17 protein-coding genes and 1 tRNA gene are annotated in these 22,100 nt (G+C 39.8%); 12 read left to right on the forward strand and 6 right to left on the reverse strand.

The genetic code is table 11. The features are described from left to right. Positions 1-48: 48 nt before the first annotated feature. Positions 49-894 (reverse strand): helix-turn-helix domain-containing protein, encoded by an 846-nt coding sequence (locus tag FKG96_RS13445; protein ID WP_049795023.1) that lies wholly within the window; start codon positions 892-894, stop codon positions 49-51. 167 nt (positions 895-1,061) lie between these two features. Here FKG96_RS13445 and FKG96_RS13450 point away from each other — a divergent pair, with 167 nt between their 5' ends. Next, positions 1,062-1,532 carry a DinB family protein gene (locus FKG96_RS13450; protein WP_013666390.1) on the forward strand — a complete coding sequence of 157 codons (471 nt, stop codon included), beginning with the start codon at positions 1,062-1,064 and terminating at the stop codon, positions 1,530-1,532. Between the two features lie 13 nt (positions 1,533-1,545). Here FKG96_RS13450 and FKG96_RS13455 read toward each other — a convergent pair whose 3' ends face one another. Further along, on the reverse strand, positions 1,546-1,989 hold the full coding sequence (locus tag FKG96_RS13455; protein WP_130857415.1) for a DoxX family protein: 444 nt from the start codon (positions 1,987-1,989) through the stop codon (positions 1,546-1,548). Between the two features lie 179 nt (positions 1,990-2,168). Between FKG96_RS13455 and FKG96_RS13460 the strand changes: the two genes are divergently transcribed. After that, positions 2,169-2,240 (forward strand) — tRNA-Arg (locus tag FKG96_RS13460). A gap of 333 nt (positions 2,241-2,573) precedes the next feature. Here the strand turns inward: FKG96_RS13460 and ychF are convergent. Further along, entirely contained in the window at positions 2,574-3,674 is a 1,101-nt protein-coding gene (gene ychF, locus FKG96_RS13465; RefSeq protein ID WP_130857416.1) for a redox-regulated ATPase YchF, read from the reverse strand. A gap of 206 nt (positions 3,675-3,880) precedes the next feature. Here ychF and FKG96_RS13470 point away from each other — a divergent pair, with 206 nt between their 5' ends. From FKG96_RS13470 to FKG96_RS13480, 3 genes are all read left to right on the forward strand, one after another. Next, entirely contained in the window at positions 3,881-5,068 is a 1,188-nt protein-coding gene (locus tag FKG96_RS13470; protein WP_013666393.1) for an ROK family transcriptional regulator, read from the forward strand. Positions 5,069-5,171: 103 nt separating this feature from the next. Next, a complete protein-coding gene (locus tag FKG96_RS13475) occupies positions 5,172-8,480 on the forward strand; it encodes a SusC/RagA family TonB-linked outer membrane protein (RefSeq protein WP_130857417.1) in 3,309 nt (1,102 codons plus the stop codon). 11 nt (positions 8,481-8,491) lie between these two features. Next, the gene (locus FKG96_RS13480; protein ID WP_130857418.1) at positions 8,492-10,066 is read left to right on the forward strand and encodes a SusD/RagB family nutrient-binding outer membrane lipoprotein; all 1,575 of its coding nucleotides are present in this window, start codon (positions 8,492-8,494) and stop codon (positions 10,064-10,066) included. An 89-nt stretch (positions 10,067-10,155) separates the two neighbouring features. Here the strand turns inward: FKG96_RS13480 and FKG96_RS13485 are convergent, their stop codons facing one another. The 3 genes from FKG96_RS13485 to cmk form a co-directional block, all read right to left on the reverse strand. After that, positions 10,156-12,543, reverse strand: a complete 2,388-nt coding sequence (locus FKG96_RS13485) for a glycoside hydrolase family 3 N-terminal domain-containing protein (protein WP_130857419.1) — start codon at positions 12,541-12,543, stop codon at positions 10,156-10,158. A gap of 131 nt (positions 12,544-12,674) precedes the next feature. After that, positions 12,675-14,615 carry a 30S ribosomal protein S1 gene (gene rpsA / locus FKG96_RS13490; RefSeq protein ID WP_013666397.1) on the reverse strand — a complete coding sequence of 647 codons (1,941 nt, stop codon included), beginning with the start codon at positions 14,613-14,615 and terminating at the stop codon, positions 12,675-12,677. A 482-nt stretch (positions 14,616-15,097) separates the two neighbouring features. Next, positions 15,098-15,775: a (d)CMP kinase gene (gene cmk, locus FKG96_RS13495; RefSeq protein WP_013666398.1), complete on the reverse strand. Its 678-nt coding sequence runs from the start codon at positions 15,773-15,775 to the stop codon at positions 15,098-15,100. 139 nt (positions 15,776-15,914) lie between these two features. Between cmk and arfB the strand changes: the two genes are divergently transcribed. From arfB to FKG96_RS13530, 7 genes are all read left to right on the forward strand, one after another. Continuing rightward, on the forward strand, positions 15,915-16,319 hold the full coding sequence (gene arfB, locus FKG96_RS13500) for an alternative ribosome rescue aminoacyl-tRNA hydrolase ArfB (RefSeq protein WP_242627327.1): 405 nt from the start codon (positions 15,915-15,917) through the stop codon (positions 16,317-16,319). A 178-nt stretch (positions 16,320-16,497) separates the two neighbouring features. Continuing rightward, complete coding sequence (locus tag FKG96_RS13505) at positions 16,498-16,902, forward strand: cytochrome c maturation protein CcmE (protein WP_013666400.1); 405 nt, start codon at positions 16,498-16,500, stop codon at positions 16,900-16,902. A gap of 46 nt (positions 16,903-16,948) precedes the next feature. Then, on the forward strand, positions 16,949-19,399 hold the full coding sequence (locus tag FKG96_RS13510; protein WP_149105644.1) for a heme lyase CcmF/NrfE family subunit: 2,451 nt from the start codon (positions 16,949-16,951) through the stop codon (positions 19,397-19,399). 78 nt (positions 19,400-19,477) lie between these two features. Then, entirely contained in the window at positions 19,478-20,269 is a 792-nt protein-coding gene (locus tag FKG96_RS13515; RefSeq protein ID WP_130857422.1) for a Rossmann-like and DUF2520 domain-containing protein, read from the forward strand. A 9-nt stretch (positions 20,270-20,278) separates the two neighbouring features. After that, the gene (locus FKG96_RS13520) at positions 20,279-20,797 is read left to right on the forward strand and encodes an HAD family hydrolase (protein WP_130857423.1); all 519 of its coding nucleotides are present in this window, start codon (positions 20,279-20,281) and stop codon (positions 20,795-20,797) included. A 32-nt stretch (positions 20,798-20,829) separates the two neighbouring features. Beyond that, the gene (locus FKG96_RS13525) at positions 20,830-21,402 is read left to right on the forward strand and encodes a Maf family nucleotide pyrophosphatase (protein ID WP_130857424.1); all 573 of its coding nucleotides are present in this window, start codon (positions 20,830-20,832) and stop codon (positions 21,400-21,402) included. A 16-nt stretch (positions 21,403-21,418) separates the two neighbouring features. Continuing rightward, complete coding sequence (locus FKG96_RS13530; protein WP_013666405.1) at positions 21,419-21,913, forward strand: metallophosphoesterase; 495 nt, start codon at positions 21,419-21,421, stop codon at positions 21,911-21,913. Positions 21,914-22,100: the final 187 nt, after the last annotated feature.

Here is a 22,100-nt window from a genome sequence, read left to right on the forward strand (position 1 = left end):
GAACTGTCTTCATATAGTCATTGTAAAAAACGGACATTTAACGGACATTTATTTGAATGCTTTAGCCGGTGTGAAACCACACATTCTTTTAAATTCTTTAATGAAATGGGCCTGGTCGTAATACCCCAACTCATAGAAAAACTTTTCCGTCTTTAGTGTCTCCACAGTAGGATTGAGGCTCAATAAACTTTGAAAACGCACTATTTTACTAAACGCTTTAGGCGATTCGCCAACATAGAACTTGAATAAGCGCCGTAAATGTCTTGAGCTTACCGGTACATTTAGGTGTTCAATATCAATGATACCTCTTGTATTTACTATTTTATCGAAAGCCAGTTTAAACCGAAAGTCGACTTCAGTCGCTTGCCTTGCTATTTGATTGAAAAAGGCGTTAAATGGTTCGATAAGTTGATGGAGATTAAAAACCATGTCGGGTTGGCGATAAGCTGCCTCCCAATGCCGAGCGATCAAATTGTTCAGACGCTTATGCAGTTCTCGGTTTACAAAATTTAACGGCTCGCAATAATCGGTTAATTCGCTCGCGTTGAACTTAAATAGGGATGAGAAAGCTGCGGGTAAAAACCGGATGCCAATGTAATGGAAATCGTGGGAGAGCGAAAAAGCATGGTATTTGTTGGAAAGTCCCATAATATCTATGTCCGACAGGGTATGTACATCAATGAAGATGTCAATACATCCATCTGAAACAACATAGTAGGGAAGAGGTGTCGACAATCTTTCAAGGCTTTTTAATTCCCAATAGCAATATATATACCCCCGTAAGCTCGGGGCCGGCATATATTCCTTATAAGAAATGTCAGCCCATTCATGTAAACTGCTCGGTTGAATCGGTTTAAAGCAATATGTCTTAGGGCCTTGTAGCATATTCGTCATGCGCTTTGGACATAAAATTAATCCTTCGCATCCTAAAATGCAAGGATGTAAGGAAAATACGGTCTACCTATTTGTAGCAGTTTAAAATTACAATTGACGGAAACTTCGAAATAAATTGGTTGATCGTATTAGAATGTTCATTTTTGTTATCTGTAAAAAAATAATATATGATGAAAATGTCAGCCTATTTTATCAAACTTTTTGGTTATGACAAGGCTACCAATTTAAAACTTATTGAATTGCTGAAAATAGCGAAGGAATGTGATGAAGCTATCGGACTAATGGCACATTTACTGGTTGCACAGCAAATTTGGTTAAAAAGATGTAAGGGGGAAAATACCGTTGGAGGGAGTTTATGGCCAGACTGGGACATCATGGAGATGGAGGCCATTGTGCTTAGGAATAATACCGATTGGGTAAACTTTTTAAATACATTGAACGAGCAGGATTTTGTTAAATCCGTTAGCTACAAAAATTCAAGAGGCACGGCCTTTGCCAATCGACTGGAGGATGTTCTTGCCCATGTCATTAATCATGGCACACATCATCGTGCCCAAATTGGACAGCATTTGAAATTATGCGGACATAACTTGCCAAGCACCGATTATATCTTTTATATACGGGAACAAGATGCTTAACTATAACAATCAATCAAAACAATGAGCGTTTTCTGTGTTTGCCCATTCTGTGTCGATAATAATCAACGGACAGTCTCCCCGCGCCACTAAAGAAGAGAGAAAGCGAGGCAGCGAGCATAAATAGCGCGGGAAAAGTATCGGAATAAGCATCCCCTATATGTGCAATCAAGATGGCTGAAATAAAGTTAACGACCATAAAAGCAGCGGCAAAGCGTTGATAATATCCGAGCACGAACAAGCACCCACTGATAAACTGAGCATATACTGATACATATGCTGCCCATGGATAGGGAAACTGATGCGCATTTAGAAAGGAAATAAACTCCTGCATCCGCGCCTGGCTGAGTATATTATCAATTACGCCCTGTACTAAGTGATACCCGGCAACCAGTCTTATAAACAGAGGAGCCCATTGTCCATGTTTTTTAAAAAGAAGATTAGGCCTGTCGTATAACATAATAGAGGTTACCGTCCTGATTTAGCTATTCAAACATAGAAAAAATAAAGTTTTTCTCCAATTGGATGATAAATGATATTAATCGATTAACTGTCAGTTTACTATCTCAATATTTAAATAAGAGGTGTTTTTATGATTGCATATGATAACAATTTTATCTATGTTTGCCGAATATTTTTTCACCCGTAGTTCAATGGATAGAATGTCAGATTCCGGTTCTGATGATGGGGGTTCGAATCCCTTCGGGTGAACAAAGAAAGCCTTTCGAAAGAGAGGCTTTTTGTGTATAAGAAGGGATGAGAACAGTAGGGCAGGCAGGGTTCGAACGCTCTCTTGGCGGCCTTAAGTGCGGGGAGGGTGCGACGCCAACAATCCCTTCGGGTGAACAAAGAAAGCCTTTCGAGAGAGAGGCTTTTCGTGTATAAGAAGGGATGAGAACAGTAGGGCAGGCAGGGTTCGAACACTCTCTTGGCGGCCTTAGGTGCGGGGAAGGTGCGACGCCAACAATGTCTTCGGGTGAGCAAAAAAGGCTATCTCGCAAATGGGGATAGCCTTTTTTATTGGGAGGGTCCGGTCTTCAATTCTTATACATTAAACCTAAAGTGCATGATATCACCATCTTCCACTATATAAGTTTTTCCTTCTACACTTAGCTTTCCGGCCTCTTTACAGGCATTCTCTGAACCGTACTTAACAAAATCGTCATACTTGATGACCTCGGCTCGGATAAAACCTTTCTCAAAATCGGTATGAATCACACCGGCAGCTTGCGGAGCAGTAAATCCCTTATTGATTGTCCAAGCGCGAACTTCCTGCACGCCTGCCGTAAAATAAGTAGCTAAGTTCAATAGTTTATAAGCAGCCCGTATAAGCTTATGTACGCCCGATTCTGTAAGGCCCAAATCTTCCAAAAACAATTGACGTTCCTCGTAACTTTCCAACTGGCTGATCTCTGATTCGATTTGCGCTGATATAACCAAAACTTCTGCTTTCTCGTCTTTTACTGCCTCTCTTACTCGATCTACATAAGCATTGCCGTTAACTACCGACGCTTCATCTACGTTACATACGTATAAAACAGGTTTTACGGTGAGGAGACTTAAATCACCGATATACTCAAAATCGTCTTCCGTTATGGGAGCGGTCCGAGCTGATTTACCGGATTCGAGATGCACTTTTACGATGGATAAAATATCAAAGGTTTTTTTTGCGTCCTTATCACCACCGGTTTTAGCCATTTTCTCCACTTTCTGAATGCGCTTTAATACCGTTTCTAAATCTTTAAGTTGCAATTCAGTGTCGATAATTTCCTTGTCGCGAATCGGATCGACGGATCCGTCTACGTGAATCACATTACCGTTATCAAAACAGCGTAATACGTGTATAATGGCATTGGTTGTTCGGATGTTACCTAAAAACTGATTTCCTAATCCCTCGCCTTTACTCGCTCCTTTCACCAAGCCTGCTATATCAACTATTTCGATTGTATTGGGAACCACGCGTTGGGGATTAACCAATTCAGCTAGTTTATTCAAACGTTCATCAGGAACAGAAATAACACCGACGTTCGGTTCAATCGTGCAGAACGGAAAGTTAGCGGCTTGTGCTTTTGCATTTGATAAACAATTAAATAAAGTAGATTTTCCGACGTTGGGTAAACCAACAATACCACATTGAAGTGCCATTTGATAAGTGCTTTTTTCTTTTTTGTTACAATTGCGGCAAAGATAGGAAATAAAAGGCGTTTTAAGATATCTTCGTTTTTGTTACAAAAAAAGCCATTTTTATTCTATTACCTATATAAGTATATTAAACTTTGATAAAAAAATTAATAAGTCTATTGCTTTTTGATATATACTTACTTATGTTTGCTACATCAATCTAAATTGTTGTGGAAGAAAAGCCTAAAAAGCAAAATGCATTAAAGCTAGATATTGTGCGGTATCTGTATTATCGGGGACCGATGGCTATCAATGAGCTCAGTAAGCTTGCGGGTAAAAGCTTACCTCTGATTACAAGCAATGTCAACCTCCTGAAGGAACAAGGATTGATAATAAATAGCCAATATGCACAGTCGACAGGTGGTAGGAGGGCTCATGAATATCAGCTTAATAGAGATTCAGGAAAATACATAATAGCGGTTTCTGTGGATCAGCTCATCACTAAAATAGCCGTATTCAACTTGCATAATGAAAAGATTAAAGAGCCTGACGAGAGGGTAATCAATCTTGAAAATGCCAGTGAATCGTTGAATGATCTCATCAATTTTATCAAAGAATATATAGAAGGACTTCCCTTATCTCTGGTTGATATCCTGGGGATTGGAATTGCAATGCCTGGTTTTGTAAACGCAGAGAGGGGAATTAATAATACGCACTTCGGTTTGGGCGACAAGAGCTTAGCCGATTATATAGCAAGACGGATCGGTTGTGAAGTCTTTATTGACAATGATTCAAGCGCTATTGCACTGGCGGAATTAAATTTCGGCGTGGCCCGAGGAATGCAGGACGTGATGGTGGTAAACGTTGGCTGGGGGATTGGCTTGGGTATGATTGTGAATGGGAAGTTATTTAGAGGACATAGTGGCTTTGCCGGCGAATTTAGCCATATCCCTTTAGCAGATAGTAATAATCTTTGCGTATGCGGGAAAAGAGGCTGCTTAGAAGTTGATGCTTCGCTGTTAGTGCTGACCGGAAAAGCCCGAAAAGAAATACAAAATGGGTATGCATCGAAAATGGAAGGCATGTTTTCCGGTGATGGTGCTTCCGATGTGGATGTTATTTTAAATGCCGCTAACGCAGGGGATCAATTAGCCGTTAATTTACTTTCGAAAGCAGGATTTCTTATTGGAAAAGGGATCGCTACGTTGATACACATCATGAACCCCCAAGGCGTCGTGGTAAGTGGTAGAGGAGCCGTTGCATCCCGGATTCTGATGGCGCCGATACAGCAAGCAGTAAATGAGTTTAGCATACCCATGTTAGCAGAGCAATGTACGATTTTGTCTTCATCGCTAAATAAAGAAGCCGAGTTATTGGGAGCAGCCACCTTGGTAATGGAAAGAACCGATCGATTTTAAAAAGCTAAATAATTGCCTATGATATAAAGTCAAAACCAAATCTAAATTTAAAATTAATCAAGAATCAATCAACTAAGTCGAATTTTAACAAACCAATCAAATCATGAAAGAAATCTATTTAAGAGCACTAGCTGCAGTGTTATTTTGTATGATAACTATCAGCAGCTTTGCACAGAAAGCGGTCACAGGAACCGTTTCGGATGCTCAAGGCCCCTTGCCGGGGGTCACCGTACGTGTAAAAGGAACCAGTAAGGCAGCCTCTACAGACGCAAAAGGTAATTTTTCCATTCAGGCGACTTCAGGCGAAACATTAACCTTTTCGATGATCGGTTATATCACGCAAGAAATAGCGATTACCAATCAAAGTAGTTTAACCGTTTCCATGCAGAATGATGAAAATGCACTGGAAGAAGTGGTCGTAACATCACTCGGTATTAAAAAAGAAGCCAAATCACTGGGATATGCGACAAGTACTGTAGGTGCGCAGGAACTAACAAAGACAGGTTCTCCCAACTTTGCTGGCGCATTATACGGAAAAGCACCAGGCGTGCGAATTTCAGCGGCACCAGGTGGAGCGACTTCAGGTATTAATATTAATATTCGGGGTATTAATTCAATCACAAAAAGTTCACAGCCCTTAGTGATCATTAATGGTGTCCCAATGCGCCAAACAGCTTTTAACAACTCCGATTATTGGGGCGATCAGCGAGCGAGAGGTAACGGATTGGAAGATTTAAATCCAGAAGATATTGAATCGATCACCATCTTGAAAGGCGCTTCGGCTGCAGCGCTTTACGGTTCGGAGGCGATGAATGGTGTTGTGCTAGTTACGACCAAATCAGGAAAAGGAGCTGAAGGTTTCACTGTTGATTTCAATGCTACCTATACTGCGGATAGAATCGCCTATTTGCCTAGATTTCAGGATGTGCGCGGGCCAGGATATGATGTTTCCTACGCAGATATTGGACAAGCAGAGGATATGTTTTTTTATTATCCTGATGGTGTAAGAGGTGTCGCTAATACTAGTTTAAACTTTGGACCTAAATTTGATGGTCAGCCTATTCGTTCTTGGGATGGCGAGATTCGCCCCTATAATGCCCAAAATGCTTATAGTAAATTCTTTAATAATCCAAATAATACCATCTTCAACCTTGCTTTGGGACATACAGGAAAAAGCTCAAATACGCGTTTTTCCTTAACGCGCCAAGACAATCAGATGACATCTTTGGAATCCTATAATAAACGGAATATTGCCAGTCTTAATACATCCTTCAAACTTTGGGATAAATTAACCACCGACGTGGTAATCAACTATGTCAATCAACATACGCATAATCGGCCATTCTTGACAGATCGTTTAATTAACAATTTTACAGGAATGATTTCCACTTTCGATAATCCTGAGTGGTATATGAATAAGTACAGAACTAGTCAAGGTTATAAGTATGTGACAGGGACCAATCCAAGCCTGACACCAGAGGAAAACCTTACTTATAATGGTTATAAAACCGATGTATTGGATTATATGTGGAACACTTTGGCCAATCAGTCGGATGAGTATTCCAATAGGGTAATCGGATCGTTTACTAATACATGGCAAGTAACACCTGATTTATCTCTTAGAGCACGAATTTCAGCGGACATGACCTCTATGAAACGAGAAGATAAAAATCCGACAGAAAGGCCAATTTCAATAGATCCAAATACAGGTTCCTATTTCTTAGGAAACCAAAACGCCAATGTATACTATACCGATTTATTAGCGAGCTATAACAAGCAAATAACGAGTGACGTAAAATTAGGAGCTATGCTCGGCTATACCGCTTCTAAAACGGAGGATACCTATGTACAAAGGAGAACAGATGGCGGTTTAAGTGTAAGAGATTGGTTCGACTTGAACGCTTCGGTAAATCTAGCTAGATGGGATGATCGATATAACTATAGAAGAAATATGTTGAGAGATGCGTTATTTGGAACCTTAAATTTTAACTTAAAGGATTACTGGTTCGTGGAAGGAACATTACGCAGGGAACGCATTTCTACAATGCATCCGGATGATAATGTATTATATTATCCGTCAGTAAATTCGAGTCTAATTCTAAACGAGGCCTTTAAGTTGCCTGAGGTTTTTGACTATGCCAAATTAAGGGGATCATGGGGTATAGTAGGTAATTATCCTGACATCTATCAAAGTGCTCTTAGTTTAACGCAAACAAGTTTGGGCATTCAGGCAGAGGGGGGGCGACCTGTAACATATACTTTAGTGCCTACCTCAGCATTTGGTAATGAAGGAATAAAGCCAGAAACAAAATATGAATTTGAGTTTGGATTAGAAACTCGCTTACTAAGTAACCGATTAGGATTTGACATTACTTACTACAATGGTCAGGTTCGCGATCAAATCTTGAATTATACTTTACCTATAACTTCGGGGGCTTCTTCCATTTTAGCCAACGTAGGTACGTTGCGTAATTCAGGCTGGGAATTCGCAATCACAGGAGTTCCTGTGCAAACGGATAACTTCCGTTGGAATTCGGTATTGAATTTTTCGATGAATAAAAATAAGGTCGAGGCCCTGCCTGGGGGTGCTGATAGGTTAACGCTGAGAGACTATGACGGTGCCGCAGCTCAATTGGTAGCCAACGTAGGACAACCTATTGGCGATATTATGGTGCATCCTGTTGCAACGGATGCTAATGGGAATAAGATTGTTCAGGATAACGGTCTGTATCAATTAGACGCCGACACCTGGGTTAAAGCAGGGAACGCTATGCCAAAGGTCGTAGGAGGTTTAACCAATACGTTTACGTATAAAAACTTCACATTAGACGCCCTGATTGATTTTCGTTGGGGAGGGCATGTAATGCCAACAGGTATCAATTGGATGATCAGTCGTGGCTTATTGGAAGAAAGCTTAAATTATATGGATGCCGAACATGGAGGTCTTAGCTATTACATAGATGGTGAAAGAGGAGTTGCCTTCGAAGGGACTGTTGGTCCTAATGGTCAAAAGATATACCACGACGGAATGCTAATGGAAGGTGTACTGGCTGATGGTACACCTAATAGCAATGTGATTTCGCAAGTTACTTACTATGCAAATACGTACAACTGGGGCGGTCCACAATATTCGAATTCTCGCTATGAATTATATGTACAGAAAAACAATTATATCAAAATGCGAGAGCTATCGTTAGGTTATAGGCTACCAGCGTCTATTGCATCTAAATTGAAAGCAAAAAATCTCCAGCTTTCAGTATTCGGTAGAAATTTGTTTTTCATCTATAGATCTATTAAAGATCTGGACCCTGAACAAATGACTGGAGGATCCTTTTGGATGGATCAGGTAACCAATGCGGGAACAAGTCCAGCTACCAGAACTTATGGTTTAATGTTACGTGCAAGTTTTTAAACTAACAGAAAATGAAAAAATATTTTATCATAGGGCTATGTACAGCCACATTATCGATCTCTTCATGCAAAAAGTCATCTTTCGATGAATTTTACAGAGATCCTTCAAAAGTAACAGAAACAACGGTAGATAAACAATTTGCGGGCATGATATATGGTTACCGACAGCTTATAGTTCCGGATTACCGTAATTATTTTGTAACCATACTTCCTACTATAGCACGGTATATCCAAATAGATGGTTGGGCAAATGAGGCAAATCAATTAACACCTGGCGCGGCAGCTATTGACGACCGATGGTCAAGATACTATGAAGGTCTTGCACAATTTAGAGAACTGGAAACAACCTACAATAATTCAGATCCTTTAATACAGGGAGAAACACGAATTTTCTATTTAACAGCTAAGATCTTGTTCTATGATCAGACGCAACAAATTGTTGATTTGCATGGTGACATCCCATGGAGCCAAGCAGGTAAGCTAAGTTCAAACGGAGGTGATTATTCGATTTCTTATGCGCCATACGACACGGCGATAGACATCTACACTGCCATGTTGGATGATCTTGCGACCATTGAAGAAGAGTTGAATAGTCTCACAGTCCCGAGTACTTCAAACTTTTCTTCTCAAGATCTGGTCAATAATGGAGATGTAGAACTTTGGAAAAAATATTGTAATTCTTTACGTTTGAGAATGTTAACTAGAGTTTCGGCATCTTCGCAATTTAGCTCTAGAGCACAATCGGAAATCGCAGAAATTGCGAATGATCTTTCATCATTGATCTTAACCAATGCCGATAATGCACAGCTAGACGTCTTTGATGCGTCGACTGGAATTAATGCTACTGGTTTTCAAGATGCACTAGAAAGTTGGAATGGAAATATTGCTGGAAAAGTAATGATAGACCATATGCTGGCCAATCTTGATCCTCGACTTCCCTTTATTTTTGAACCTGGAGCTGAGGCTGATGGAAGATATATTGGATTGGATCAGTCATTGACTGGATCCGTTCAATCAAATTTGATTACTGGACCAGCTGCTAGCGGGGGTGGAACGATAGCCATCTATAACCGGTCAACATTTTCAAGAAACGATTATTTCCCTGGTATGCTGATTTCAGCTTCAGAAGTGAACTTTCTTTTGGCAGAATACTTCTTGAAAGCGGGCAATATGGCTTCCGCCAAGACCTTTTTTGAAAACGGTATTAAAGAGTCTATCGCGCTTTTTCAACAAATTAGGGCAGTAAGTAATGATATTCTTGTTCCTGCAGCGGCAGCTCCAACTGCGACACAAATTAATACATATATTAATAATGTTAATTGGGATGGCAATACAAATAAAATTGAGCTCATAGCCTATCAAAAATGGTTGCACTTCAATATGATGCAACCCGTTGAGAATTGGGCTGAAGTAAGACGCTTGGATTATCCAACGTTTTTATTTCGAGTGCAAAATTCGGATATTCAGAAAACTGTTCCTGTTAAATTTAATTTACCCTCATCAGAGCAAGTATATAATTCGACGAATTACCAAGCTGTTGCAGGACAAGACAATGTTAACACTAAACTGTTTTGGGACGTAAATTAATGCGAACCATTAGCAGAAAATATTAAAATTGGTCTATAAATGTTTGAGGGGTGGACACATCAGTCCACCCTCTCTTTTTATAGAAAGGACTACAAGTTATAATCCTTATTCAATTCAACATCCGTTGTCAATAGGATATTGTCCGAAGAAGAACCGATCATAATCTTAAATCTACCTTTTTCGGTAACCCATTTCATCTGCGCATTTAATAACTTTAAATCTTCCGCATGAAGAACAAATTCCATCTTTTTTTCTTCTCCTGCCTTCAGATGAATCCGTTGAAAGTTTTTCAGTTGTAAAATAGGCGTTACTACGCTTGAGATCTCATCGCGCACGTAAAGTTGAACCACTTCATCACCAGCATATTTGCCTGTATTTTTTACTTTAAAGGATATGCTTAAATTAAAATCATCCGGTGTTTCTGTTAATTGATGTCTAATATCGGTGTAAGCAAAAGTGGTATAACTTAATCCGTAACCAAACGAATAAAGGGGCTTAGCGTCTACTTCTACATAATCGTGTTTTGTGGGGTTTTTATAATTGTAATAAACCGGTAGCTGACCAACAGATTTAGGAACAGAAACGGAGAGGCGGCCCGCAGGATTGTAATCGCCAAACAGCACATCTGCAATGGCGTTTCCACCTTCTTGTCCCGGATACCATGCATCTATAATGGCATCTACATGCTCTTGTGGCCAATTTAAATTTAGCGGACGTCCTTTAATGGTAACCAGCACCACCGGTTTGCCCGTCGCTTTAACTGCTTTTAGTAATTCTAATTGCTTTCCTAACAAATCTAGCGTCGCACGATCAAAACCTTCACCGCTTTCCATGTCACTTATTTTTCCTTGTGTGGCAGTTACCTGCGCCGCCCCTGTTTCCTGATAAGAAGTTTTAAAATCACGTGCACTGGAGCCCCCTAAGACAATAACGACTACTTCGGCAGCTTCGGCAGCTTGAACTGCTGTACTGATAGCTATTTCCGATGTATCTCGAATATCACAGCCTTTTACATAATCAATCCTGGTGCCGGCTCCTAATTTAGCTTGTAGGCCTTCTAATACCGTCACAATGTTTTCTTCCGCTTGCGGAGCCGTATAATCTCCTAGTTGATTATATATATTGTCGGCATTAGGACCGATAAGGGCCAATTTTTTTATAGACTTGCTCAGGGGTAAAAGATTTCCATTATTTTTTAATAGAATAATTGATTGTTGCGCCACTTTTCGCGCCAACTCAATATGGTTGGGAATTCGTACTGTTCTACTTACTTGTTTTATGTCTACGTAAGGGTTTTCAAAAAGACCTAAAGCGAATTTCTGATATAAAACCCTGCTCACAGCGGTGTCTAAGGTTGCCTCCGTAACTTTTCCTTCCTTAATTGCTGCCAAAAGGGCCCGGCCATAGCCGTAACCACTCAAATCAGCGTCGAGCCCGGCGTTGATAGCTTGGCTTGCAGCTTCTGCGGCATTGGCTGCTACATGATGACTGCCTACTAAACCGGAGATACTTCCGAGGTCGGATACGACAAAACCTTTGAAATTCCACTGATTTCTTAATAAATCTTTTAATAACCAGGGGTTGGCAGAACAAGGAATACCATCTATCGAGTTATAGGCGGTCATAACGGATAAAGCACCCGCTTTAACTGCTTCCCCGAAAGGAGGGAGGTAGCTTTGATAAAGTTCTCTTTGACCTACGGTAACACTACCGCCATTGTGGCCGCCTTCGGGTACTCCATAGGCAGTAAAATGTTTTAGCGTTGAGATTATATTTTTTCCACTGCTCAAATCGGTTCCTTGGAAACCGGTAACCATTGCCCTTCCCATTTTTGCATTCAAAACAGGATCTTCCCCGTAAGTTTCTTCCAGGCGTGACCAGCGTGGCTCTCGCGCCAAATCGAGGATAGGCCCATAACCCACATGTCCACCAACAGCGCGAGTTTCCGCCGCGATTGCCTGCGCCATCTCTTGTATTAGCGTCGGATTCCATGTGCTAGCTTGTCCGATAGCAGTTGGGAAAACAGTGGTTCCGATTGCCATATGACCATGAGGACATTCTTCGGATAGTAAAAGTGGTATTCCCAAACGTGTACTATCGACCATATATTTTTGCAAAGCATTGGTAGCCATCGCCGCTTCTTGAGGCGACAATCCTGTTTCTAATGTCTTTTTAGTCCATGGATCAGCACGTAGGGTAGCCCAAAGCATGCCGATGTGCTCTCTTTGCACGGCTTCTTTAAATTTAGTACTGACAGTAACGCCTTTACCGCTCTTTGTATACATTTCCCAACCTAATAAAGTAGCAAGTTGTCCTACTTTCTCTTCCACTGTCATTTTATTAAGCAAATCTTTGACGCGTTCGCTGATCGGCTTTCGAGGATCTTTATAGATGGGTTGCGGTTTAACATACTTAAAAGAGAGGAGTGGGCAAATAATAATGAGTATTAAAACTAAGTTGATCTGTCTTTTTATCATAAGGTATTGTGCTGATAATTTGATTCTAATTTACCAAAAGTACCAGAAAGTGTAGGTATGACCATTAAAGAATTTATAAAAAAAATGCCGCCCTTTTTATGGGGCGGCACATACTTTTATTGAAGGGAAGCTTATTTAGATTTCTTAGAACCTTCTTCGTCTTCCATTTGCTCTTTTAACTGAGCCAATACATCTAAATCACCTAAGGTAGATTTTTCAACAGAATCTTTTACCTTTTTAACGGCATTTGATGCAGCTTTCGCTTCTTTCTTACGATTATTGAATTCTTCAATACGGGCTTCTGCTCTTTCATCTTCCCAAATACGAGAATGTGAAATTACAATACGCTTCGCTTCTTTATTGAATTCGATAATTTTAAATTGAGCGGATTCTTCTGCTTTTAAAGCTTTACCATCTTCTTTGATGCTGTGCTTACTAGGGCAGAAGCCTTCAACTCCATAAGGAAGTGCTACGATGTCACCTTTATCAGTTACTTTTAATACGGTACCTTCGTGAATAGAATCAACCGTAAAGATCGTTTCAAAAGTATCCCAAGGATTTTCTTCTAATTGTTTGTGTCCTAAACTTAATTTACGATTTTCTTCATCAAGTTCCAATACAACTACATCTAGTTCTTCACCTACTTTTGTGAATTCATTTGGATGGTTGATTTTCTTAGACCATGATAAGTCAGAAATGTGAATTAAACCATCAACTCCCTCTTCAATTTCAACAAACACACCAAAATTAGTCATGTTTTTAACCACTGCTTTATGCTTGCTTCCGATAGGATAGCGTTCAGCAATGTTTTTCCAAGGGTCTGGAGTTAATTGTTTAATACCTAAGCTCATTTTACGCTCTTCGCGATCCAAGGTTAACACCTCTGCCTCGATTTCGTCACCTACTTTCAGGAATTCCTGCGGGCTGCGTAAATTTTGAGACCATGACATTTCAGATACGTGAATCAAGCCCTCAACACCGGGAGTGATTTCTAAGAATGCACCATAATCTGCAACAGTAACAATTTTACCCTTTACTTTAGAACCTACCGCTAATGCCGGATCTAAGGATTCCCAAGGATGAGGAGTCAATTGTTTTAAACCTAATGCAATACGTTTTTTCTCGTCATCAAAATCAAGAACAACCACGTTGATCTTTTCGTCTAATGACAATACTTCTTTTGGATGCTCGATACGGCCCCAAGAAATATCTGTGATGTGCAATAAACCATCAACACCACCAAGATCGATGAATACACCGAAATCTGTGATGTTTTTAACAGTACCTTCCAGTACTTGTCCTTTTTCAAGTTTTGCAACGATTTCTGATTTTTGGTTTTCTAAATCATCCTCGATCAGCACTTTGTGTGAAACCACCACGTTCTTGAACTCATGGTTAATTTTAACTACCTTGAATTCCATTGTCTTACCCACATAGATGTCATAATCACGAATGGGTTTGATGTCAATTTGAGAACCTGGTAAGAAAGCTTCAACACCTTTGATATCCACGATCAAACCACCTTTTGTACGGCTTTTTACGTAACCGTTGATGATGGTGTCGTTTTCTAAAGCTTCATTGATTGCTTCCCAAGATTTTTGTGTTTTAGCACGCTTGCGGGAAAGAACTAATTGTCCGTTCTCGTCTTCGCGTGATTCAACGAACACGTCTACCTTATCACCTACTTTCAGGTCAGGTAGATCGCGGAATTCAGAAAGAGATACCAAGCCATCTGATTTAAAACCGATGTTAAGTACCACGTCTTTGTTGTTAATGGAAACCACGGTTCCTTCAACAATTTCTCCTTTATTGACGGAGTTAAAAGTACCAGCGTATTGCTCTTCTAATTTAGCACGCTCGTCTGCGCTGTAATTTCCGAAACCTTTTTCGTCTTGATCCCAGTCGAAGTCGCCTTCAGGTGTGATCCAAGTATTGGATTTGATTTCGTCGATGAACGTCGAATCAGCTTCTGATTCAATGTTTTCTCTTTCCTTAACTGATTTTAAATCAGCATCTTGGATTTCAGCTTGTTTAGCTTTTAATTCTTTTTCTGCTTCTTGTTTTTTTGCCATTAATTATTTTGTCTCCTTTTCCTGAAATTCATCAGGACTGCAAAGGTGCAAAAATTATTTCTAAATAAAGCAAAAATTATGAGTTTTATTAGCAAAAAGTGGTGATTATCAGGTAACTTAACCAAGAGAGTTTGTCCATTATGCGTTGCAAAGGCGATTCATAAGAAAGTCTGTATTACTGCTCGGTGTTTTTAGGTTTTTCGTCTTAGCACTAATGGTGCTGCCACTGGTTAACCACTTAAGTGCTTCCCTGCGTAACGTCTCCGAAACGAGCAACCAACTCTGCTCTTTCTTCTAAACGTTATCGGGATTTTATCGGGGCGGTATCGTGGCCTGATCGGGAAATTGCCGATAAAAAGCCGATCAGGAGTAAGTAAAAAGCAAATAGAACGCAGCATTTAGTTAGAAGTTGATCAGGCTATCTTGCGTTCGCTAACGATCAGTAATTTAACTACCCACAACGCATAACGTTTAACTTATAACTAACTTTTCGCTTTCCCCACTTTATCTAGTACAAAGTCGAGCTGTTGTTCCTCAGTCATATCGGTATTATCTAAAATAATAGCATCTTCGGCTCGTACCAGCGGGCTTTCTTTTCGCGTAGTATCTTGATAATCACGATGGGCGATATTTTCGAAAACCTCTTCCAGTGTGATGTTTTCACCTTTGTTCTTTAGTTCCAAGTACCGGCGTTCAGCTCGTATTTTAGGGTCAGCGGTCATGAAAATTTTAACCTGCGCATGTGGAAAAACAGCAGTTCCTATATCTCGTCCGTCCATCACCACATTTTTTCGTGCACCCATTTTCTGCTGCTGTTTTACCATTGCCTGTCGGACCGATTTTATAGCGCTTACGGTACTCACATTTTCAGAAACAGGCATTTGTCTGATTTCGTCGGAGACGTCCTCCTCATTTAAAAGGACATGGGTTACCCCTTCTTCTTTATGAAAATCGATGTGGATGTGTTCAAGCGCATTTTGCACCTGCTCTTCATTAGTCACATCAATGTTGTTTCGCAAAAAGTATAAGGTTACAGCTCGGTACATGGCACCACTGTCTACATATACATAATGAAGTTTATTTGCTAAAGCCTTTGCGACCGTGCTTTTCCCGCAGGATGAATAACCATCAATCGCTATAATAATATTCTTCTTTGTCATGGGTGCACAAAACTAGAGAAAATGCTTGGTATTCACGAACAGTAATAAGTAGTTTAATGTCTGTTATTACTTAACTCTATGGTAGTAAAACCACTAGATTATTTATTACATGCTTATCTTTGTGGTTTAATGGGTAATTATGCACAGTATAGATGAATTAAGTCCTTATATTCAATATAAAACTTCAAGAAGCGGAGGAAGCGGTGGCCAGCATGTGAACAAGGTTTCTTCGAAGGTTGAGTTACAATTTGATTTCGAAGCTTGTAAATTATGGAATGAAGAAGAAAAAACGCACCTACGGCAAAAATTGAGTAATCGATTGTCATCCGAAGGTAAGTTGCAAATTATTAGCCAAAAGGATCGATCCCAATTTAAGAACAAAGCCTCAGCACAAGAAAAACTTTTGCATATACTCGCTGCTGCATCAAGTGTGCAAAAATTGCGGAAGCCTACTAAAAGAAGTAAAGCTTCGGTCGAGAAAAGGTTGGCTGATAAACGATATCGGGCACTGATAAAAATGAAAAGAAGCGGAAATGTAGATTAGAATGATTCTTAATAAAGCCTTGCCCTTGCTATGTTGCCTGTATGTATTTAGTATTTAGTATTTTTGCGCAAAATCTGTATCAGAAATCTGCACTGTTTTTAGTGCAAGGAGAAGTGGTATATCGGAATGATAAACCGGCAAAGACGCAAGAGACAACACTAAAAAACTGAAATATTACATGAAGAAGGGAGCTATTTTAGGTATTATAATTATTGCAGTAGCGATAGCGATGATCATTAGTATTTACACGGATTCCAGTACATATGCGACATTTACCGATGCGCAGAAGACAGAATCAGAAATACATGTGGTAGGAGAATTGAATAAAACAAAAGCCTTATACTACAACCCGACGGAGAATGCCAATTATTTCGCTTTTTATATGCTTGATAATAATGGTACGGAATGTAAAGTTGTTTTTAATGGATCCAAGCCGCAGGACTTCGAACGTTCGGAGCAAATTGTTTTGACAGGAAAAATGGTAGGAAAAGAGTTTCATGCATCCAAAATTTTGATGAAGTGTCCTTCCAAGTATAACAAAGATCAGGTAGAAGTTACGGAGTCTGCTTCTACTAATGTTTAAAATATTGTTGTATTTCCAATCCTAATCGTAACTTTTATAAAATTTAATGGATATTCAGTATCAAGGTGAAAACCTCCTTCCCGGCCAGCTCGGCCAGTTTTTTATCATTCTTTCTTTTGGCGCAGCGCTTTTATCGTGCATTAGTTACTGCTTCGCTACCCGATATAAAGATGATGCATCTTGGCATAAAATAGGTCGTATTGCTTTTTTTATTAATATAATAGCGGTAATTGGCATTGGAAGTAGCCTTTTCTATATTATTTATAATCATTTATTTGAATATCACTATGCTTGGTCTCACTCTTCACGAACCTTGCCGGTATATTACATAATCTCAAGTTTTTGGGAAGGACAGGAAGGTAGTTTTTGGCTTTGGATGTTTTGGCAGGCTGTCTTAGCGCTCGTAGTAGTGGCTCGAGGTAAAAGTTGGGAAAGTCCTGTTATGACGACAATTATGTTATGCCAAACTGTTTTGGCCTCCATGCTTATAGGAATCGAAGTTTTAGGTGAGCGAGTGGGGAGCTCGCCCTTTATTTTGTTGAGACAAGCGTTAGAAGCGCCTATTTTCTCTAATCCGAATTATCTTAGCATGATTGCCGACGGTAACGGTTTGAACCCCTTATTGCAGAATTACTGGATGGTAATCCACCCACCAACGTTATTTTTAGGCTTTGCTTCTATGGTGGTTCCTTTTGCTTACGGGATAGCCGGCTTATGGCAACGGAAATATAAGGAATGGCTGCGGCCGGCCTTGCCATGGTCTCTCTTCGCTGTAATGGTATTAGGTGCCGGTATTATTATGGGGTCATTTTGGGCTTATGAAGCACTTAATTTTGGTGGATTTTGGGCTTGGGACCCGGTTGAAAATGCTTCCATTATACCTTGGTTTACATTAATTGCTGCAGTGCATGTTATTGTCGCCTATAAAAACTCGGGGCATTCTTATTTTACGGCTACTTTTTTAGTGTTAATAAGCTTCGTATTGGTTATTTACGCATCGTTCTTAACCCGTAGCGGCGTATTGGGCGAAACATCTGTTCACTCCTTTACCGATCTGGGCATGTACTGGCAGCTTGTTGTTTTTAACCTGATCTTTTTCGCCCTTATGGTTTATTTCCTTGCTAGTAGATGGAAAGAACTACCGATCACTAAAAAGGATGAGGAAACGTATTCAAGGGAATTCTGGTTGTTTATTGGCGCTTTAATTTTGGTAGTGGCGTGTGTCCAAATTATCGCTACGACATCAATTCCGGTCTTTAATGCAATGTTTGGAACAAAGATAGCGCCGCCCGTTGATGCGATAGCGCATTACAATAAGTGGCAAGCTGCTTTTGCGATCCTGGTACTTATTCTGTCGGCCATCGCACAGTTTCTAAAATATAAAAAAACTACCCCGAAGATCTTTTATGCTAATTTGCTGGCTTCATTCGTCGTTTCGCTTGTTGTTACCGGTATTTTACTCTATTTCACAAAGGTTTATACCAATTTTATTTACGTGTTGTTGTCTTTCGGAGCTGTATTTGCGCTGGTTGCCAATGCAAGAATACTAGGAGATGCTTTTAAAGGAAAATGGAAGTTGGCGGGCTCTTCAGTAGCGCACATCGGATTTGCACTATTGATTATCGGTGCATTGGTTGCGGCTGCAACAAATAAGGTCGTTTCTTTAAATGCCGGAGGTTCCATTCCTATAGCAGGTTTTGAGGAGCGCGAAAAACCCGGTGAAAATCTGTTTTTATATATCAACCAGCCGGTTGAGATGGGTGGTTATACAATCACCTATATTGGCGATAGTATTGCGATGCCTAATATTTATTATAAAGTAAATTACGAACGCAAGGATGAGAAGACCGGTAAGGTCATCGAAAAGTTTCAGTTAACACCCAACGCGCAGCAAAATCCGAAAATGGGATTAATAGGAACGCCGAGCACAAGGCATTATATAACAAAAGACATTTATACAATTGTAACTTCTGCTCCTAAGTTAGATGATCCGCAAGAGCAGGAACATAATCATGAAGGGCATGATCCGAATGAGGGATATGAAGAGCCAACAACGCAATTGGTCAATATCGGAGATACACTGCGTTATAAGAACGGCTTTATTGTAGTCAAAGGTGTAAATAGAAATGCGACTTTGCAAAATATGCCTTTAGCCAATGGTGATTTGCTCTTTGCATTGCAATTAGAAGTGCATGCAGTTACCGGTGAAGTATATCAAGCAGATCCAAAATATTTGATAAAAAACGGGAATAGCTTTGATTTTGCTAAAGATGTAGAGGAACAGGGTTTACGTTTGCGGTTTACAAAGATTGCTCCCAATAAAGGTATGGAATTGATGATTTACCAAAAGCCATTGCCGGAAAAAAAATGGATCGTTATGAAAGCCATCGAGTTTCCCTATATAAACTTCTTCTGGTGTGGAACAATCATTATGACCATTGGTTTTGTGCTTTCAATCTTTAGGCGAAACAAGGAATTAAAAGGAAAAATAGTGTAAACATTTATTTCCTTTTATTGTTAATTTTATCCCACGGGGACTGCAGTGAAAATCTCAGTCCCCGTTATTCTTTAATTTATGGAGATAGTTATTCTAGGTAGTGGAAACGTGGCGACCCATTTAGCTTTTGCCCTGAAAAAAGCGGAGTACCATATTAAACAAGTATATAGTCGCGATATCGATCATGCAAAACATTTGGCAGACGGTATAGGTGCTGAGCCCATCGACAACTTACTATACATTACTACCGAAGCAGATGTATATGTTATCGCTGTTAAAGATGAAGCGATTCTTGAAGTAGCTTCCGAGCTGCGTTTACGGAACAAGATTTTATTGCACACTTCGGGGAGTACTGATATGGATGTGCTAAAGCCCTTTTCGTCATCGTACGGCGTATTGTACCCCTTACAGACCATCTCGAAAGAAGTAGAGTTAGATTTCTCAAAAGTGCCGTTGATTTTGGAATTTTCCGATCAAAGAACAAAGGAGGAGATATTGAACATGGCCTTTAAATTGTCGCCGATTATTCACGAATATAACTCGGAACAAAGACGATGCTTACATCTTGCAGCCGTTATTGCTTGTAATTTTAGTAATTATTTATATGCCATTGCTCACGATTTTTTAACAGAAAAGAAAGTGGATTTTGATTTGTTAAAACCGCTAATTAGCGAGACAGCTCATAAAATACAAAGTCATGATCCGAATGCAGTGCAAACAGGGCCGGCAGTAAGGAATGACGGGAATATTATTCGTAAGCATCTGGATTTATTGAAAGCCCATCCCAACTGGCAGCAAGTTTATGAGCTGATTAGTGAAGATATCGTGCGCAAATATTGGAAGGAAGACAAACAGAACGAAACCAAGTAAAAAGAAAGAATGTTATTTGAAAAATTGAAGTCGGTTAAAGCCTTTGCGTTAGATGTAGACGGCGTGCTTACTGATGGGCTTGTATTGGTTAATGAAGAAGGGCATCAACTGAGAAGGTTTAATATTCGCGATGGCTACGCCTTGCAGCTTGCGGTTAAGAAAGGTTTTCCATTGCTAGTGATAACCGGTGGCCAGTCTGAGGGCGTTAGAAAGCGTTTAGCAGGTTTGGGAATAAAGGATATTGAGCTGGGTGTTAGCGATAAAGTCGCTGTATTTAAAAACTGGTTGACCAAGTTGGAGTTACATCCGGAAGATGTTTTATATATAGGTGACGATATTCCTGATCTTGAAGTGATGAAAATAGTAGGTCTTGCTGCATGCCCGAATGATGCTGCAGAAGAAATTAAAGCAATCGCTCACTACATCGGTGCCAAAAACGGTGGGGAAGGGGTTGTCAGAGAAATTATGGAGAAGGTTTTAAAGCTACAGGGAGCTTGGGATGCAGATCAATATATAAAAAGCGTATAAGGCAAAAACGATTGCCTGAAATTTTTTAAGTTATGGAAAATTTGGATCAAAAGAATATTATTCTAGCCTCGCAATCACCCAGACGCAAAGAGTTGTTGACCTCATTGGGACTTGATTTCAAGGTGGAAATAAAGGAAATTGAAGAAACATATCCCGATACCATGAGAGGGGCAGCCGTTGCACTGTATATCGCTACAAAGAAGGCGGAGGCGTTCGGTTTAAAATCGGATAAAGATATTTTAATCACTGCTGATACCATTGTTAGTATTGATGATCGGATTCTCGGGAAACCGGTTGATTATGATGATGCGTTTAAGATGCTCAAGTTGCTGTCGGGGCGAAGACATGAGGTAATCACGGGCGTTGCGCTAAAAACAATAGAGAAAGTTCGATCCTTTTATGAGGTGACGGCGGTTTATTTTAATGAACTGAGCGATGAGCAAATAAACTATTATATTAAGACTTTTGAACCCTATGATAAGGCCGGGGCTTACGGTATCCAGGAGTGGATCGGTGCGGTTGCTGTTGATCATATAGAAGGCTCCTATACGAATGTAATGGGATTGCCTACGGCAAAACTTTATAAAGAACTGGTGAAATTATAACGCTAAAGGGAAAAGGATGACAAAAATAGGCTTGCTTGCCGACACACATAGCTATCTGGACGATGCCATATTTAAACACTTCGCATCATGTGATGAAGTTTGGCATGCGGGTGATTTCGGGGACATTACATTAGTTGATAAATTAGCTGATTTTAAACCCTTAAGGGGCGTATATGGAAATATTGACAATAAAGATGTCAGGATACGTTACCCGGAGGATTTACGCTTCAGATGTGAAGAGGTTGATGTGTGGATGACACATATTGGCGGCTATCCTAATAAATATGCACCTCGCGTAAAAGCAACTATTTACTCAAATCCTCCCCAACTATTTATTTCGGGACATTCTCATATATTGAAAGTGATATATGACAAAAAAATTAATTGCTTACACTTAAATCCGGGTGCCGCAGGCAAACAAGGTTGGCATAAAGTTAGAACACTTATGCGTTTTAGCATCGACAAAAACCTTATTAAAGATCTTGAAGTGATTGAACTTTCAGGTTCTTAGTTACACTAATTTAAATTTATTTGATGATGTTTTTTTATTTGTAAATTGTTTTTTATCAATGCAGTATGTGTACAATTTGTGTAGTTTGTACACATATTTTGATTAGGGTGTTTTACACTAAGTGTTGTTTTTTTAGTATTTTTACAGCGCAATTTTTTGTTGTTGTTAAAAATAAAAATCGTTTCTT

Source organism: Olivibacter sp. LS-1, assembly GCF_008245145.1.
Lineage (GTDB): Bacteria > Bacteroidota > Bacteroidia > Sphingobacteriales > Sphingobacteriaceae > Olivibacter > Olivibacter oleidegradans.

What these genes read in the sequence shown, in the direction of transcription:
- FKG96_RS13445 (WP_049795023.1), bottom strand. Translation starts at nt 894, where the DNA reads ATGACGAATATGCTACAAGGCCCTAAGACATATTGCTTTAAACCGATT.
- FKG96_RS13450 (WP_013666390.1), top strand. Translation starts at nt 1,062, where the DNA reads ATGATGAAAATGTCAGCCTATTTTATCAAACTTTTTGGTTATGACAAG.
- FKG96_RS13455 (WP_130857415.1), bottom strand. Translation starts at nt 1,989, where the DNA reads ATGTTATACGACAGGCCTAATCTTCTTTTTAAAAAACATGGACAATGG.
- ychF (WP_130857416.1), bottom strand. Translation starts at nt 3,674, where the DNA reads ATGGCACTTCAATGTGGTATTGTTGGTTTACCCAACGTCGGAAAATCT.
- FKG96_RS13475 (WP_130857417.1), top strand. Translation starts at nt 5,172, where the DNA reads ATGAAAGAAATCTATTTAAGAGCACTAGCTGCAGTGTTATTTTGTATG.
- FKG96_RS13480 (WP_130857418.1), top strand. Translation starts at nt 8,492, where the DNA reads ATGAAAAAATATTTTATCATAGGGCTATGTACAGCCACATTATCGATC.
- FKG96_RS13485 (WP_130857419.1), bottom strand. Translation starts at nt 12,543, where the DNA reads ATGATAAAAAGACAGATCAACTTAGTTTTAATACTCATTATTATTTGC.
- rpsA (WP_013666397.1), bottom strand. Translation starts at nt 14,615, where the DNA reads ATGGCAAAAAAACAAGAAGCAGAAAAAGAATTAAAAGCTAAACAAGCT.
- cmk (WP_013666398.1), bottom strand. Translation starts at nt 15,775, where the DNA reads ATGACAAAGAAGAATATTATTATAGCGATTGATGGTTATTCATCCTGC.
- arfB (WP_242627327.1), top strand. Translation starts at nt 15,915, where the DNA reads ATGCACAGTATAGATGAATTAAGTCCTTATATTCAATATAAAACTTCA.
- FKG96_RS13505 (WP_013666400.1), top strand. Translation starts at nt 16,498, where the DNA reads ATGAAGAAGGGAGCTATTTTAGGTATTATAATTATTGCAGTAGCGATA.
- FKG96_RS13510 (WP_149105644.1), top strand. Translation starts at nt 16,949, where the DNA reads ATGGATATTCAGTATCAAGGTGAAAACCTCCTTCCCGGCCAGCTCGGC.
- FKG96_RS13515 (WP_130857422.1), top strand. Translation starts at nt 19,478, where the DNA reads ATGGAGATAGTTATTCTAGGTAGTGGAAACGTGGCGACCCATTTAGCT.
- FKG96_RS13520 (WP_130857423.1), top strand. Translation starts at nt 20,279, where the DNA reads ATGTTATTTGAAAAATTGAAGTCGGTTAAAGCCTTTGCGTTAGATGTA.
- FKG96_RS13525 (WP_130857424.1), top strand. Translation starts at nt 20,830, where the DNA reads ATGGAAAATTTGGATCAAAAGAATATTATTCTAGCCTCGCAATCACCC.
- FKG96_RS13530 (WP_013666405.1), top strand. Translation starts at nt 21,419, where the DNA reads ATGACAAAAATAGGCTTGCTTGCCGACACACATAGCTATCTGGACGAT.